The sequence below is a fragment of the Campylobacteraceae bacterium genome, from assembly GCA_013215945.1.
Classification (GTDB): domain Bacteria; phylum Campylobacterota; class Campylobacteria; order Campylobacterales; family Arcobacteraceae; genus NORP36.
Genome location: JABSOM010000001.1, coordinates 75,039 through 88,999 on the forward strand (window position 1 = coordinate 75,039; position 13,961 = coordinate 88,999).

The window sequence follows — 13,961 nt, forward strand, 5'->3', positions numbered from 1 at the left end:
TTAATCTCTATATCTATAAATGAGTTTTCATGTTATTAGTATTAATAACATTGTTCCATAGGATTAATTAATACAAAAGTTTTATTATTACTTTGGCTTCGCTTTTATTTCTTTTGTATTCTTTTTCTTTTTCTTTTTACAAAAATATTAAATAATATTTATTCTGGAGTTATTCCTAATTCCACAAACAAATCTAAATCCTCATTCTGAGATGGGTTAGATGAAGTTAAAAGTTTTTCACCATAGAAAATTGAATTTGCTCCAGCTAAAAAACATAATGCTTGTCCTTCTTTTGAAATATCACTTCTTCCTGCAGAGAGTCGTATATATGACTTTGGCATAACAATTCTTGCTACTGCAATTGTTTTAATCCATTCAAAAATACTAATAGGCGTACTATTTTCCATTGGAGTACCTGGCATAGGAACAAGTTTATTAATAGGAACAGAGTCAGGATGAGAAGGCATTGTACATAAAGTGTACAACATACCGATTCTGTCCATTCTACTTTCTCCCATGCCAATTATTCCACCACTACATACGTGTATATTGGCATCTCTTACATTTTTAATAGTATCAAGTCTGTCTTGATAACTTCTTGTTGTAATAATTTCTTTATAATATTCCTCTGAAGTATCTATATTATGGTTGTAATAATCTAAACCTTTTTCTGATAACAAAGCTGCTTGTTCCGGATTAATCATTCCTAAAGTCATACAAGTTTGCATTCCAAGCTCTTTAATATCCTTAATTATTTCACCCAGCATTTCAATACTTTTTTTACTAGGACTCTTCCATGCCGCTCCTAAACAAAGCCTACTTGCTCCAGCTTCTTTCGCTTTTTTTGCCAACTTCATAATTTCTTCTTTATCAAGTAGTTTACTTTTTTCGACATTTGTATTATATCTTGAACTTTGTGAACAGTATTTACAATCTTCACTACATCCACCACTTTTAATATTAATTAAACTACTTAGTTGCACCTTATTTAAAGGATTGTACTTTCTGTGCAGTAAAGAAGCTTGACTAATTACATCCATAAAAGGTTTTTCATACAGTTCTTCAATTTCTTTTTTTGTCCAGTCTTGACGTATATCAGTGATATCATTTTTACTTAGGAGTTCGTTCATATCATTTGTTTTTTTCATTTTCTAGCCTTTTACACTAAAATACTTTTTCAAACGTTCTTGCGTTGTTCTAAGCATTTCATCAATTTGTTCTTTTAATATAATAAAAGGTGCAAAGAGAGCAATCTTATCTCATGCATGTTTTATTAAACCATTGTTATCTTATGTACTAAAATATGCACTCAAGTTTCTTTCACCTTCTACTCTATTCTTTTTATCTAATTGAAGTGATGGGGACAAAGTAATATTTTTAATATTTTGTCCTATTTAAAATGTGTAAACATAAATATTAACTTCTTTTAATACTTATGTTTTAATTTCTATTTTAACTCTATTTCTACAAATGAAAAGGAATAATCATTAGAATTAACTACATTATGCTCCACACCGACAGGACGATAGTAAGACTGCCCTCCTTCTAACTCGACGATATTTAGACCTTCCTTGGTTTCCATAAGTAAGTTACCTTTTAGAGTTGGAACAACAATGTAATCATATGCATGTTTATGCCAACCTGTTTCTGCGCCAGGAGCAAAACTCCACTCAGTAATGATGACCCGCTCATTTTCAATTTGTAATTTGGCTTTTGCTTGCGGTCTATTTGATTTCATGAGTATTCCTTTCCATATATAAATAGTTAATCTACATGCAGTAGACATAAATCACACTTAGCATAAAGTTGATAAATACTACAACCCCACTCAATAGAAATTTACTCATTCACTAAAATGAATTATTTTGAGATTTTATTATTCTTCAATTTTCATTGCAATAAAACCCGCTTCTAAATCTTCTTCTCCTGGAATAATATTAACTTCTGTTACAGTTCCATTTATTTCTGCAACATGATTAACTTCAGTTTTCATAACTTCCATAATAAATAAAAGATCTCCATCCTGAACCTTATCACCAACTTTCACTTCTACTTTCCACATATTACCTGGTGTCATTGTAAGTACTTCACAAATCATAATTTCCCCTTATACTTTAATTAGTTCAATTGCATCAATTGAACATTTTTTACTAATTTCTCGTGCCATTTCTTGAGATTTTTCAACAGTAATTAACTTGAAATTATATATTTCTCCTGATTTTGATTGTGCTAATTTATAAAAGGCACAAGTAGGAACAGTATATGGACAAATAAATCCGCCCATACTTGGGCCATCACTGACTAAAATAATGGGCGTTTGTCCTGCCAAATTTATTCCACCAACAGGATATCCATGGTCAATAATATTTGCAGGATCACTACCATGATCCGCAGTTTTATTAAGTGCTTTTTTGGTAAATGTCCAATCTGGCCCATTTAATCTGAATCCTGTTCTATCACTTTTTGCATCAAGTTTCCAAGGCTCATTTAAAAATCTTTTGTGCCCTTCTTCATCAATCCAATCATCATTAGGACCTGCAACTACTTCAATTTCCCATATTTTATTTTTACTAAACGTTGGTAAAAACTCTTCTTTTACTCTTTGTCCTACTATAGCCGTAGTACTATTATTTAAAGTAATTGTATCACCAGCTTTAAGAGCCCTGCCATCTATTCCACCAATTCCAGCTTTGTGAAAAGTAGATTGAGATCCAAGCCAGGGAGTACTTTTTACTCCTCCTGCAAAAGCGATATATGTTCTTGCACCTTGCAAAGAGAAAGACATACTTAAAACATCACCTTTTTTAGCTTGAATACTCTCATTAAGCGAAATAGCAACACCACATAGTTTGGGTTGCATATTGCCGCCAGTAATAGCAAAAACAACATTTTCTTGAAACTCAAGTTCTGGACCAATAAATTGTGCTTCAAATGCAGCCGCACCTACTTCATTTCCAACGAGTAAGTTGGCCAATCTAAATGACCAACTATCAAAGGGTCCTGAAATAGGAAAACCTTGATTTCTGTAGCCAACTCTTCCGGGGTAATCTTGAAGTGATGTTTCAAGACCTGGTTTTATTACTTTAATCATTTCATTCCTCCTAAAATCTTTTATCTAAATCTAGTTGTTCAAGCCATTCTTTATATTGTTTCACTGAAAATTTTTGATAATCAACCACATTATAGTTATAGGTTTTATCTTCCACTTGTGCTTCAATTTCTTTGAATTCATCAACTGTGCAAGGAACAAATTTCACTCTATCTCCTGGCTGAAATAAACAAATACTATCTTCAAAAACATCAAAGCTTTTATTTGGGTCCCAAATAGGCATTGGAATTCTCCCAAATATTTGGTATCCTCCGGGCAATGCTTCAGGATAGATAGCAGTACTACCTCCACCCATTCCAACAGCGCCCTTAGGAGTTGTTAAACGAGGTGGATTATATTTGGGAGCAGTAAGTTTACAACGAGGATCTAAAGGCATCATAAAAGGTAATCCTGGCCAAAAACCAAGTGCTGCAATCCAGTATTCTGTTCCACTATGAACTCTCTTAAATTGCTCGACATCTTTTAAATTATTTAACTCTGCAATCATTTCTGGATCTGGCTGTTTTTTTGCAATTGTTTTACAATAATTCTCAACACATTCTTCTGTCCAAGGATCTAAATAAACAGTTGGAAAATAGAATAACCTACTTTTTAACTCAATATTATCTGAGGGCCCTAAGGAAGAAAATAGTTTTAAGATTTCTATTTTTATACTATTATAAGTAATTATATCTGGGTCATAATGAACTAATAGTGAGGCAAAACATGGTGCAGTTTCAATCACTCCTTTTACATGTTCTAATAATATTTTACCTAAGTTTTGAGATACAAAATTAAGTTCAATATTCATTTCGTTACCAAATTCGACTAATATATGTCTATCTCCTCCTGGAGAACAATGCGGAATATCATAAATCATGTTTTGCTCCTTAAATTAATTTTTTTAAATGTTTAGATATAAATTGTGTACTGATTTCACCTTTTTTAAATTCTTCTGTATTTAAAATATTTTTTAAAAATTCAACATTAGTTGCAACACCTTCAATAATAACATTGTTCAATGCTCTTAACATGTTCTTAATTACATCTTCTCTAGATTTTCCTCTTACTACTACTTTTGCTATCATGGGATCATAATAATGCGTAATTTTATCGCCTTCTTTAACACCCGTTTTAATTTCAATTGTTTCATCTTCAATAAAAGATAATTTACTTAAGATACCAGGGGATGGCATAAAATTAAGCTTTGGATTTTCTGCATATATTCTACATTGCATACTGTGTCCTTTATGAACAATATCTTCTTGTTTAATTTTTTTATGCAAACCAAAAGCGTATTGAATTTGCAATTCAAGTAGTTTTGTATTCGTACAATTTTGAGTAACTGGATATTCAACTTGAATACGAGTGTTCATTTCAAGAAAATAATGTTTTTTACTAATATTGTCATAAATAAACTCAACAGTACCTGCACCTTGATAGGAGATATGATTAGCTATTTTAACTGCATCATCTGCAATTTGAGATATTTTATCAGCACTAATATTACAAGCATGTGTTTCTTCTAGTACTTTCTGAAAACGTCTTTGAATAGAACATTCTCTTTCATAAAAATGAAGCACTTCATCCTTAAACCCAAATACTTGTATTTCTATATGGCGTGCTTCTTGAATATATTTTTCCAAATAAATACTGCCATCACCAAATGCTGCTTGGGCCATCTTAGCTGTGGATAAAACATCAACTTTTAGTTGTTCTTCATTTTCAACAAGTTTCATTCCTATTCCACCACCACCGCTTACTGCTTTAATTAATAAAGGATAAGTGATTTCTTTTGCTTTTGAAACAATATCGCTTATTGAAGTTATATCTAGACATTCGCTGTTTTCCAAAACACTTGCACCTGCTTCTTTTGCAACTTTTATTGCTACATCTTTTTTAGACATTAAATTCATATTATCAGAACTTGGGCCAATCCATTTAATTCCTAAAGCAATAACAGCATTAGAGAATTCACTGTTCTCACTTAAAAATCCATAACCAGGATGCACAGCATCAATATTGTTTTCTTTCAATACTTGAAGTACAACGGGAACATTAAGGTAGCTTTTTTTTGCAGCTGCATCACCAATAAAATAAGCTTCGTCAGCCATACGTACGTGCATTGAATACTCATCCGCTTTTGAATATAAAGCAATAGCTGTCATTCCAAGTTCATGAATTGCTTTAATAATATTACAAGCAATTTCTCCTCTATTTATAACACATACTCTTTTCATAAATTACCCCTTCTCATTATGTTCTTGAACAACTGAGTACAATGATTTTGCAAGTATTATTGCATCTTTTGTATCAGAATGCACACAAATACTATCACAGCCTGTATCAACTAATTGCCCATCAGTGGATAATACTTTTCCATCTTTTAAAGCTAATTTAATTTTTACAATAGCTTTTTCAACATCAACTGTTCCGTGAACTCTAGTAATAAGTAAATTTCCGTTATTATCATAATCCAAATCTGAAAAAAATTCTTCAATAAATTCTACTCCCATATCTTTTGCTTCACTTTCATGATATGTATTTTTCATGCCAACAATAGGAACATTAAAATTTAAAGCAACTTGACATATAGCTCTTGAAAGTGCTTTATCTTTAGCTGTCATTCCATAAAGTTTTCCATGAGGTTTAATATGATTTAAAGGCATATCATTTGCATTTAAAAAAGCAGCCAAAGCGCCAACTTGATAGGTCATACAATTTCTCAATTCATCAGGTTCAAGCTTCATCTCTCTTCTTCCAAAACCTTGTAAATCTGGCAAAGCAGGATGTGCTCCTACTTTTACTCCATGTTTTTTGGCTAATTTCACTGTGTGATCCATAACCATAAAATCACCTGCATGAAATCCACATGCCACATTAATAATATCTACATATTGAATAAGTGCTTCATCATCACCCATCTTATACAATCCAAAACTTTCACCCATATCTGCATTTAATGTAACCTTCATTTTTAAGCCTTTAAATTTTTGTTCTATCTAATAGTCTTTCTCTTAACTTATCTGCAAGAACTGCAACAATAAGTAAAATACCAATTACGACAATTTGAAGATAAGATTCAATTTGGGCTAAGTTCATTCCGTTTTGCATTAAAATAATAAAGAATGCACCCAATACAACACTTTGAACATTGCCAATTCCACCTCGCAAAGAGACTCCCGCAATAATACATGCAGCTATTGATTCTAATGGAAAGCTGGAACCTAAATTTGCTTCACCACTACCAATTCTTGCGGTTAATAATAAACCTGCCACAGCAGCCAATATCGCACATATAATATAAGCCATGAATAAATACTTTTTTGTACTAATACCAGAAAGTTTCGCTGCTTTTATATTCCCTCCTGTTGCATAAAAATATCTTCCATAAATAGTATGAGAAACAAGTATATACATATTAAAAGCTATAAAAAGTGTAATAAGAACTGGAATGGGAACGCCAAATAAAGTGCCGTATCCAAAAAAATCCGAAAACTCATCCGGTAAATCAGAAATTGGTACTCCACCTGTCAAATATAGAGCAATTCCAAATACTGTCGAACTAACACCCATAGTCATAATAAAGGGAGACACATCAAAAAGAGATACCCCCAGTCCATTAATTGCACCAACTAAAATCCCAACTAAAATCCCGCTCATAAGTCCTAAAAATATTACGAAATACACTGAATCTGGAAAAATTGTAGTAAAAAAAACAATTGCCATTGCAGTAGTTACAGAACTTATAGCCATTATCGAGCCTACACTAAGATCAAACCCACCTGTTAACAATGCGAACATTTGGCCTATTGCAACAATTACTAGGTAGGTTGACTGTCTGGCTACATTTGTAAAATTTTCCACTGTTAAAAAATTACTTGATAAAACACTAAAAATTACTATTGCCAATATCAATAAAAATGGCAATACCCCTAGTTTAATAAAAAATAGTTTTAAATTACCCGTTATACTATTATTCATAATTTGTCATTCCTCTTTTCAAAAAAATTGTTTAATACATTTTGTTCTGTAATTTCTTCCCCTTCTAATTCTGCTTGAATATAACCACCATAAAAAACATAAACCTTAGATGCTAGATTCAATACTTCTGGTAAATCAGATGAGATAATTATTATTGCTTTTCCAGCTTCACAGAGATCTTTTATAAGATTATAAATAACACTTCTTGTTCCAACATCAACACCAACAGTAGGTTCATCTAATATAATTAAATCCATATCTTCAACCAAGGACTTAAGAAGCATAATTTTTTGTTGATTTCCACCACTAAAATGTTTAGGACTTAAAGTAATGTTATTTGGATATAAAGACAATTTATCAGCTAAAATTTGAATATTTTCTTTCTCTTTTTTAGCATTAATTAAAGTGTAGTCAGAAAATTCATTGCTGTGAATCGCACTTAAGGAAATATTTTCTATACTGTTTCTATCCATCAGTAAACCTTCTTCTTTTCTATTAGGAGGTAAATAAACTAATCCATTACTAAGCATTTCTTTGGGAGTACTGTTTGTGCAATCCTCATTTTTATATATTACCTTACCTTCTAATGCCTTATCTAATCCAAATATGGATCTCGCAATAAAACTTTTTCCACTTCCAACTAGACCAGCTAGTCCGATGATTTCACCTCTGTGTACTTTTATTGAAACATCTTTTACAATGCCAGATTGCGTCTTTAAATTTTGTGTTTCTAATAATAAGTCTTTTGGATTGCAGTTAATATCTGGAAAAATTTGATCTATAACACGTCCAGTCATTAATTCTATTAATTCTTTTTCAGAAACATCTTTTTTGTTAACAGTTGTAATAAATTTTCCATCACGCAAGATAGTAATTCTGTCTGCTAAGTAATCTATTTCCGCCATTCTATGTGTAATATAAATTATGCCCACACCCTTAGACCTTGCTTTATCAATTAATTTATATAATTGTTGTGTTTCTTTATCTGTTAAAGATGCAGTTGGTTCGTCTAAAATAAGCACTCGCAAATTATCTTCTCTGAATGCTTTTGCGATTTCTACCATTTGTTGTTCTGCTCGTGTTAAATAAGCTACTTTAGATTTAGGATTTAAATCAAAATCTAAGTCATGTAAAATTTTTACAGCTGCATCATGCAACTCTTTTTTATTGAGTAATCCAAATGTATTTTTTTCTGCACTTAAAAATAAATTCTCTTCAACTGTCATATTTTCAATTAAACTAAACTCTTGAAAAACCGCAGAGATTCCATGAGATCTTGCTACTTGGACTGAGTCAAGAGAAATTATTTTACCGTCAAGTAAAACTTCCCCTCTTGTTGCTTTTGTAGCACCTGCAATGATTGAGATAGTAGTTGATTTTCCAGCACCATTTTCACCAAATAGCACATGTATCTCCCCTTCTCTTAAATCAAAACTAAGCTCACTTAATGCAGTAACACTAAAATACTCTTTGCTAAGATTCTTCACTTCTAAAATAATTTTCTGACTCAATATATTCTCCTTAAAGCTCTACTTAACATCAAATACTGGTTTAAAACCTTTAGGTGCCAATGCCGTACTTTGATCAAAGGATTCAAGGGAAGATTTATCTACCATATATAACGATGGCCCAACATGTTTTACATAAGGTTTACCTTCTAAAATTCTAACTGCTTGATCGATTGCAATTCTTCCTTGAATTACAGTTGAATCTGTAGGTGCTGCTAGTACTGTACCTTTTTTAATGCCAGAGAATACACCAGGGGTCATGTAGTACGCAATTACTTGAATTTTATCACTTAATCCTTTACTTTTTAAAATTCCAATTGCAACCTCTGCTGTAACTGCAGTTCCTGCAATATACTTTAAATTAGGATAAGTGCTAATTGCATCTTCAATAAGTTTTGCCTGAGTACCTTTTCCCGTATCTCCATATCTAGTAGTGACAAGTTTAATTGCTGAACCTTTAATTCCATTAGAGAATCCTTTATTTCCTGCTTCAACCCAACCAGCACCAGCAGGTCCAGGGAACCAGGCAGTTTGTGCCTCAGCAGTACCTAAAGCATGTTTTTCAGCTAAATACTTACCAGCTTTTAATCCCATTTCACCAAAAGAAACAAGTGATTTTGCAGAAAGTTTACTTGAACTAATTCCATTTACTACATCAATAACTGGAATTCCTTTTTTACTTAATTGTTTTACAGTATTTCGTAAACCTTTTGCAGATATTCCACCAATAATCACTGCTTTAGCCCCAGCAGAAACACAATCTTCAATTTGACTAATTTGCTTTTTCAAATTAGTATATCCCCCTGCTTCAACTAAATGCATCCTAACGCCAAGTCTTTTGGATTCTTGAGCAACACCATAATTAACTGCTAACCAATAAGCATCTTTCATGTGAGGAAAAGAAACACAAATTTTGTGTTTTTTCTTGGCTTTATCTAAGGGAATGTAGCTATAGGATGCTCTTTCAGATTTCATATTGAATGACTCTAACCAAACATCAACCGTATATGGATACCAGTTATCTTGTGCTGCAAATGCAGTTTGATTCATTCCTATAATACTTATTACTGATACAACTACTGTTGTTAACAAACTTTTTTTTATGTTAGTATATATTCTTGACATAACTTTCCTTTTATTTTTGAAAATTTAACTTTGATAAAATAAAACACTTAAAGTGTGGGTTTTTCTAACAAAAATTAATCCTAGTACATTCATGTGTTTATTTTATAACCTCCAATATTAAATTTAATTACTTACTTATAGTTAGAAAATAACTAATAGAACTTATTTCTTAATAATAAGTTTAATTATAATTGATAATATTCTAGCAGTATTAAAAAAACTATTCTTCACCATACTTGATGTAAAAGTCTACAATTCTTGTCTTTTTTATTCAAAAAATGCATTAAATATACGTATAGAGTAAAAACAAAAGAAGACATCCCTTGTATATTATTATGCTTAGAAAAATATAAGAATCCTTAAAATATGCGCTTACAGCACAAAAAAAAGTATTTAAGATATATTTATTCATTAAAAAACTACATGTTAACTACATCCTGCTTCGTTAAAGTATGCCGTGTTAAAACATATTTGTATTTAGTTTTACTCTTTGCAAATTTATAAATTATTAGGAGAATACATGAAAAAATTCACAAGACTTAGTTTAATTGCTGCTATTGCAGTATCAGGTTTCAGCGCAAATGCTTTTGCAGCAGATTCAATATCAGAAGCATTTAAAAATGGAACATTAAAAGGTGCTTTAAAATCATATTATTTTGCTCAATCCTTTGATGATTCAGCTACAAAAGACAGTTCAATTTGGGTAAATGGTGGAAGTTTAAACTATGTTACTGCTCCATATAACGGTTTAGTTCTTGGAGCAACTCTTCAAACATCTCATGTTACATCAATAGATGATGAAAGTGATAAAACAAAAGGAACTCTGGATGCAAGCGGTAGTGTTTTATCTGAGTCTTATGTAGAATATACTTATGATAATACAAGTGTTAAAGGTGGTAGACAATATGTATCAACACCTATGATTGCTGGTTCTGGTTCAAGATTAATTAAAGAATCTTTTGAAGCATATTTAATAAAAAATACTGACCTTCCAGATACTACTATTGTTGCAGGGCTTATTACTAAATATCAAAAAAGAACAGATGGTGATGGTAATGTTGGTAAATTTAATAAAATAGGAAATGATGGAATCCAAACTGTTTATGTTAAAAATACATCTATTTCTAATTTAGATGTTAAATTTCAATATGCAGATTTTGTGGATGATCAAGTGAATTTATACTTTGATACAAAATATGATTTCGGACCAGCTTATGTTTCAGCACAATATCTTGATACAAATTATGATGATGGAGCAATTGAGAGTGGATCACTGTTTGGTTTAAAAGTTGGAACTAAAATTTCTTCTGTTGATTTATTTGCAGCATTTACTTCAAGTGATGATAAGGGTGATATTTTTCACGGAATTGGAGGAGGTTCATTTTCTCAATATACTTCTACCACTAAATCATCTGGGGAAGATGCATTAAAAGCAGATACCGATGCATGGCAAATAGGGGCAGGATATACCTATAAAAAATTAAAAATGAAAGCAAGATATTCTAGTTTTGATAGAGCAGAAGATAATAAAGACTTAGAAGAAATTACATTAAATTTTGAATATAAATTTAACAAAACATTAACAGCACAAGTTGATTTTTCAATCTTAGATTATGAAGCAGATAATGCGGATAAAACGGATTTAAGAACAAGAATTATTTATTCATTCTAATACAGAAATATAGAGGTTTTTTAATAAACCTTTATATTCTTAAATATTATATATGTTAAAATTGCCCAAGGATTTAGAATGAAGATATTATTATTAGAAGATGATGCAATGTTAAATGAAATAATGTTTGAACACTTAGAAAAAAACAAACACGAAGTGATATCATCTTGTTGTGCAATTCAAGTAGAAAAAGTGCTTCATGAACAAAGTTTTGACTTATTAATAATAGATGTAAATGTTTCTAATATAAATGGTTGTAATTTATTAAAAACATTAAGAGATCAAGATATACAAACTCCTGCAATTTTTATAACCTCCACCACTATGTTTCAAGATACAAAAAAAGATATCAATTCACCTTGTAATGATTATTTGAAAAAACCTTTTGAATTAAAAGACCTAGATGCACGAATCAAAAAAATACAAATACTTTCTAATGTTGCATAAATCACTAAACTATACTCAAAAAGGAGTAAGTTATAACTTCTAAATGTATTGAACAAAGTACCAGAATAAAATTCCTCGCTCTTTATTTACTCTCTTCTTTATTTTTTATGTCTGTTCTTGCTTTTTCGTATTATGAGAACAAAAAAGAACACTATTTAAATCTAAGTAAAACAAATGCAAATAGCTTAATTAGAGATATAAAATCAAAAATATCTTTCGCAGATAAAAACAAAGATCCAATTAAAGACATTAAGCTTTTAAACTCAAAAGAATTTTCTATTTCTTTGTATAATGAAAAAAAAGAAAAAATATTCGGAACCTTAGAAAATCATATAAACTTCTCAAAAGATATTATCTTTCAAAAAGAACATATTATTTTTCTTAATGATTATGCTCTTGAACATTTTTCTATCAAGTATATTCTTCTCAAAGAAAATACTTATTTTAAAAAAGTTTCTGTTTTAAAATTAAAGATAATTCTTCTTTTTCTTATTATTTATTCTCTTACATCTGTTTTAATATACTTTTTAATAAAAAGTTTTTTAAAACCACTAAAAAACGAAAAAATACGCTTAAGCAATTTTGTGAAAGATGCAACACATGAGTTAAATACCCCCATTACTGCTATTTTGATGTCTTCTGAAAATACAGATATAAGTGAAAAACAAATTGAAAGAATCAGATCAAGTGCTACTAGAGCGTCTGAAATATATCAAGACTTGTCCTATATTTTTCTTGAAAATAAGAGCGAAAAACTATTCCTAGAAAACCTTTGTTTAAATGAACTGATAACAGAACAGTTAGAATATTTTCAGCCACTTATAAAACAAAAAAGAATTAAAATTACTTCTAATTTAGAACACACCTATTATTCAATGAATAAAAATGAATTTATACGATTAATAAATAATTTAATATCTAATTCTATTAAATACAATAAATTTGCGGGCTCTGTTATTATTACTTTGAAAAATAATAGCCTTGAAATAAGAGATACTGGTATTGGAATTGAAGAAGAGAAACTACAAGATGTGTTTAAAAGGTCTTTTAGAGGTACGATGGAAGAAGGTGGTTTTGGTTTAGGACTTTCAATTGTACATCTTATTTGTAAAAAATATGGTATTAAAATTGAGATTACTTCACAACTAAAAGAAGGTACTTCTTTTACTTTATTTTTATAAAAATCTATTTTATTTGGAATTTTTATATTAATTAGCTTGTCAATCCTTATTTCTATACTAATATACATTAATATTCATTACAATACTTTAGGTAAGTAAGCTACATTTTATTCAAGTAGGAGTATAATCTTTTTGGCTTTATAAGCTAAAGGAAAATTTTTATGAAAATATTATTACTTGAAGATGATTTTACCCTTGCAGATATAATTTCGGAATACTTTAAAAAACTCTCTTATGATACAACTATTGTTTATGCAGGAAACGAGGCACAAGAATTGCTTTATTCAGATAAGTTTGACTTATTAATATTTGATATAAATGTACCACAACTTAACGGTTTAAAAATTCTTCAAGAATTTAGAGAAGCAGGATTTAAAACTCCAATAATTTTTATAAGTAGCTCTACTAATATCAGTGATTTTAAAATTGCTTATGAAAATGGGGGAAATGATTTTATAAGAAAACCTTTTAAACTTGAGGAATTAAAAATTAGAATTGAATATATAAAAGAAATGTTCAATATTCAGTCTAAAAAAATATTAACTATTAACAAAAACATACAATTTAATTTAAAGAACATGTCTATTATTAAAGATCTCTTAGAAGTCAAATTACCAAAAAAAGAAGCTGAAATTATAAAATATTTATTATTAAATAAAAACAGACTGATTTCTATTGATGAACTTATTATTAATATTTGGGATTATTCAAAAGAACCCTCAATTGCCACAATTAGAACCTATATAAAAAACATAAGAAAAATCCTAAATGACTCAAGTTTAGAAACAATAAAAGGCTTGGGATATATGCTTAAAATAGCTTGATACTACACGCTAACTACATTTGAATGTAATATAATATCCCAGTTATTTAATATAACAAAAAATTATGTCGAAGTACAACTCCTAATATTTCGAAATATATTAAGCGCGAACTTAAAATACTTCTCTCGCTTC

General features: G+C 30.0%; 14 protein-coding genes. 4 read left to right on the forward strand and 10 right to left on the reverse strand.

The window, feature by feature from the left end:
* Positions 1-158: 158 nt before the first annotated feature.
* The 10 genes from bioB to torT form a co-directional block, all read right to left on the reverse strand.
* Positions 159-1,130: a biotin synthase BioB gene (gene bioB / locus HRT41_00365; protein ID NQY22460.1), complete on the reverse strand. Its 972-nt coding sequence runs from the start codon at positions 1,128-1,130 to the stop codon at positions 159-161.
* 317 nt (positions 1,131-1,447) lie between these two features.
* Positions 1,448-1,738, reverse strand: a complete 291-nt coding sequence (locus tag HRT41_00370; GenBank protein ID NQY22461.1) for a cupin domain-containing protein — start codon at positions 1,736-1,738, stop codon at positions 1,448-1,450.
* Between the two features lie 138 nt (positions 1,739-1,876).
* Positions 1,877-2,098 carry an acetyl-CoA carboxylase biotin carboxyl carrier protein subunit gene (locus HRT41_00375; GenBank protein NQY22462.1) on the reverse strand — a complete coding sequence of 74 codons (222 nt, stop codon included), beginning with the start codon at positions 2,096-2,098 and terminating at the stop codon, positions 1,877-1,879.
* 9 nt (positions 2,099-2,107) lie between these two features.
* Positions 2,108-3,091 carry a biotin-dependent carboxyltransferase gene (locus tag HRT41_00380; GenBank protein ID NQY22463.1) on the reverse strand — a complete coding sequence of 328 codons (984 nt, stop codon included), beginning with the start codon at positions 3,089-3,091 and terminating at the stop codon, positions 2,108-2,110.
* A 10-nt stretch (positions 3,092-3,101) separates the two neighbouring features.
* Positions 3,102-3,968, reverse strand: a complete 867-nt coding sequence (locus tag HRT41_00385) for a carboxyltransferase domain-containing protein (GenBank protein ID NQY22464.1) — start codon at positions 3,966-3,968, stop codon at positions 3,102-3,104.
* A 10-nt stretch (positions 3,969-3,978) separates the two neighbouring features.
* Positions 3,979-5,328, reverse strand: coding sequence for an ATP-grasp domain-containing protein (locus HRT41_00390; GenBank protein ID NQY22465.1), 1,350 nt, complete (start codon positions 5,326-5,328; stop codon positions 3,979-3,981).
* A 3-nt stretch (positions 5,329-5,331) separates the two neighbouring features.
* Positions 5,332-6,063: a 5-oxoprolinase subunit PxpA gene (pxpA, locus tag HRT41_00395; GenBank protein NQY22466.1), complete on the reverse strand. Its 732-nt coding sequence runs from the start codon at positions 6,061-6,063 to the stop codon at positions 5,332-5,334.
* 10 nt (positions 6,064-6,073) lie between these two features.
* Positions 6,074-7,072, reverse strand: coding sequence for an ABC transporter permease (locus tag HRT41_00400; GenBank protein ID NQY22467.1), 999 nt, complete (start codon positions 7,070-7,072; stop codon positions 6,074-6,076).
* On the reverse strand, positions 7,069-8,583 hold the full coding sequence (locus tag HRT41_00405) for a sugar ABC transporter ATP-binding protein (GenBank protein NQY22468.1): 1,515 nt from the start codon (positions 8,581-8,583) through the stop codon (positions 7,069-7,071). The genes HRT41_00400 and HRT41_00405 overlap by 4 nt, the downstream gene beginning before the upstream one ends.
* A gap of 18 nt (positions 8,584-8,601) precedes the next feature.
* Positions 8,602-9,705, reverse strand: coding sequence for a TMAO reductase system periplasmic protein TorT (torT, locus tag HRT41_00410; GenBank protein ID NQY22469.1), 1,104 nt, complete (start codon positions 9,703-9,705; stop codon positions 8,602-8,604).
* Between the two features lie 520 nt (positions 9,706-10,225).
* On the opposite strand from torT, the gene HRT41_00415 reads away from it, so the two are divergent.
* The 4 genes from HRT41_00415 (at position 10,226) to HRT41_00430 (ending at position 13,829) form a co-directional block, all read left to right on the forward strand.
* Positions 10,226-11,377 (forward strand): outer membrane porin, OprD family, encoded by a 1,152-nt coding sequence (locus HRT41_00415; protein NQY22470.1) that lies wholly within the window; start codon positions 10,226-10,228, stop codon positions 11,375-11,377.
* 78 nt (positions 11,378-11,455) lie between these two features.
* Positions 11,456-11,824 (forward strand): response regulator, encoded by a 369-nt coding sequence (locus tag HRT41_00420; GenBank protein NQY22471.1) that lies wholly within the window; start codon positions 11,456-11,458, stop codon positions 11,822-11,824.
* A 107-nt stretch (positions 11,825-11,931) separates the two neighbouring features.
* On the forward strand, positions 11,932-13,005 hold the full coding sequence (locus HRT41_00425) for a HAMP domain-containing histidine kinase (GenBank protein NQY22472.1): 1,074 nt from the start codon (positions 11,932-11,934) through the stop codon (positions 13,003-13,005).
* Between the two features lie 161 nt (positions 13,006-13,166).
* Positions 13,167-13,829 carry a response regulator transcription factor gene (locus HRT41_00430; protein ID NQY22473.1) on the forward strand — a complete coding sequence of 221 codons (663 nt, stop codon included), beginning with the start codon at positions 13,167-13,169 and terminating at the stop codon, positions 13,827-13,829.
* The last annotated feature ends 132 nt before the right edge of the window (positions 13,830-13,961 follow it).

What these genes read in the sequence shown, in the direction of transcription:
- bioB (NQY22460.1), bottom strand. Translation starts at nt 1,130, where the DNA reads ATGAACGAACTCCTAAGTAAAAATGATATCACTGATATACGTCAAGAC.
- HRT41_00370 (NQY22461.1), bottom strand. Translation starts at nt 1,738, where the DNA reads ATGAAATCAAATAGACCGCAAGCAAAAGCCAAATTACAAATTGAAAAT.
- HRT41_00375 (NQY22462.1), bottom strand. Translation starts at nt 2,098, where the DNA reads ATGATTTGTGAAGTACTTACAATGACACCAGGTAATATGTGGAAAGTA.
- HRT41_00380 (NQY22463.1), bottom strand. Translation starts at nt 3,091, where the DNA reads ATGATTAAAGTAATAAAACCAGGTCTTGAAACATCACTTCAAGATTAC.
- HRT41_00385 (NQY22464.1), bottom strand. Translation starts at nt 3,968, where the DNA reads ATGATTTATGATATTCCGCATTGTTCTCCAGGAGGAGATAGACATATA.
- HRT41_00390 (NQY22465.1), bottom strand. Translation starts at nt 5,328, where the DNA reads ATGAAAAGAGTATGTGTTATAAATAGAGGAGAAATTGCTTGTAATATT.
- pxpA (NQY22466.1), bottom strand. Translation starts at nt 6,063, where the DNA reads ATGAAGGTTACATTAAATGCAGATATGGGTGAAAGTTTTGGATTGTAT.
- HRT41_00400 (NQY22467.1), bottom strand. Translation starts at nt 7,072, where the DNA reads ATGAATAATAGTATAACGGGTAATTTAAAACTATTTTTTATTAAACTA.
- torT (NQY22469.1), bottom strand. Translation starts at nt 9,705, where the DNA reads ATGTCAAGAATATATACTAACATAAAAAAAAGTTTGTTAACAACAGTA.
- HRT41_00415 (NQY22470.1), top strand. Translation starts at nt 10,226, where the DNA reads ATGAAAAAATTCACAAGACTTAGTTTAATTGCTGCTATTGCAGTATCA.
- HRT41_00420 (NQY22471.1), top strand. Translation starts at nt 11,456, where the DNA reads ATGAAGATATTATTATTAGAAGATGATGCAATGTTAAATGAAATAATG.
- HRT41_00425 (NQY22472.1), top strand. Translation starts at nt 11,932, where the DNA reads ATGTCTGTTCTTGCTTTTTCGTATTATGAGAACAAAAAAGAACACTAT.
- HRT41_00430 (NQY22473.1), top strand. Translation starts at nt 13,167, where the DNA reads ATGAAAATATTATTACTTGAAGATGATTTTACCCTTGCAGATATAATT.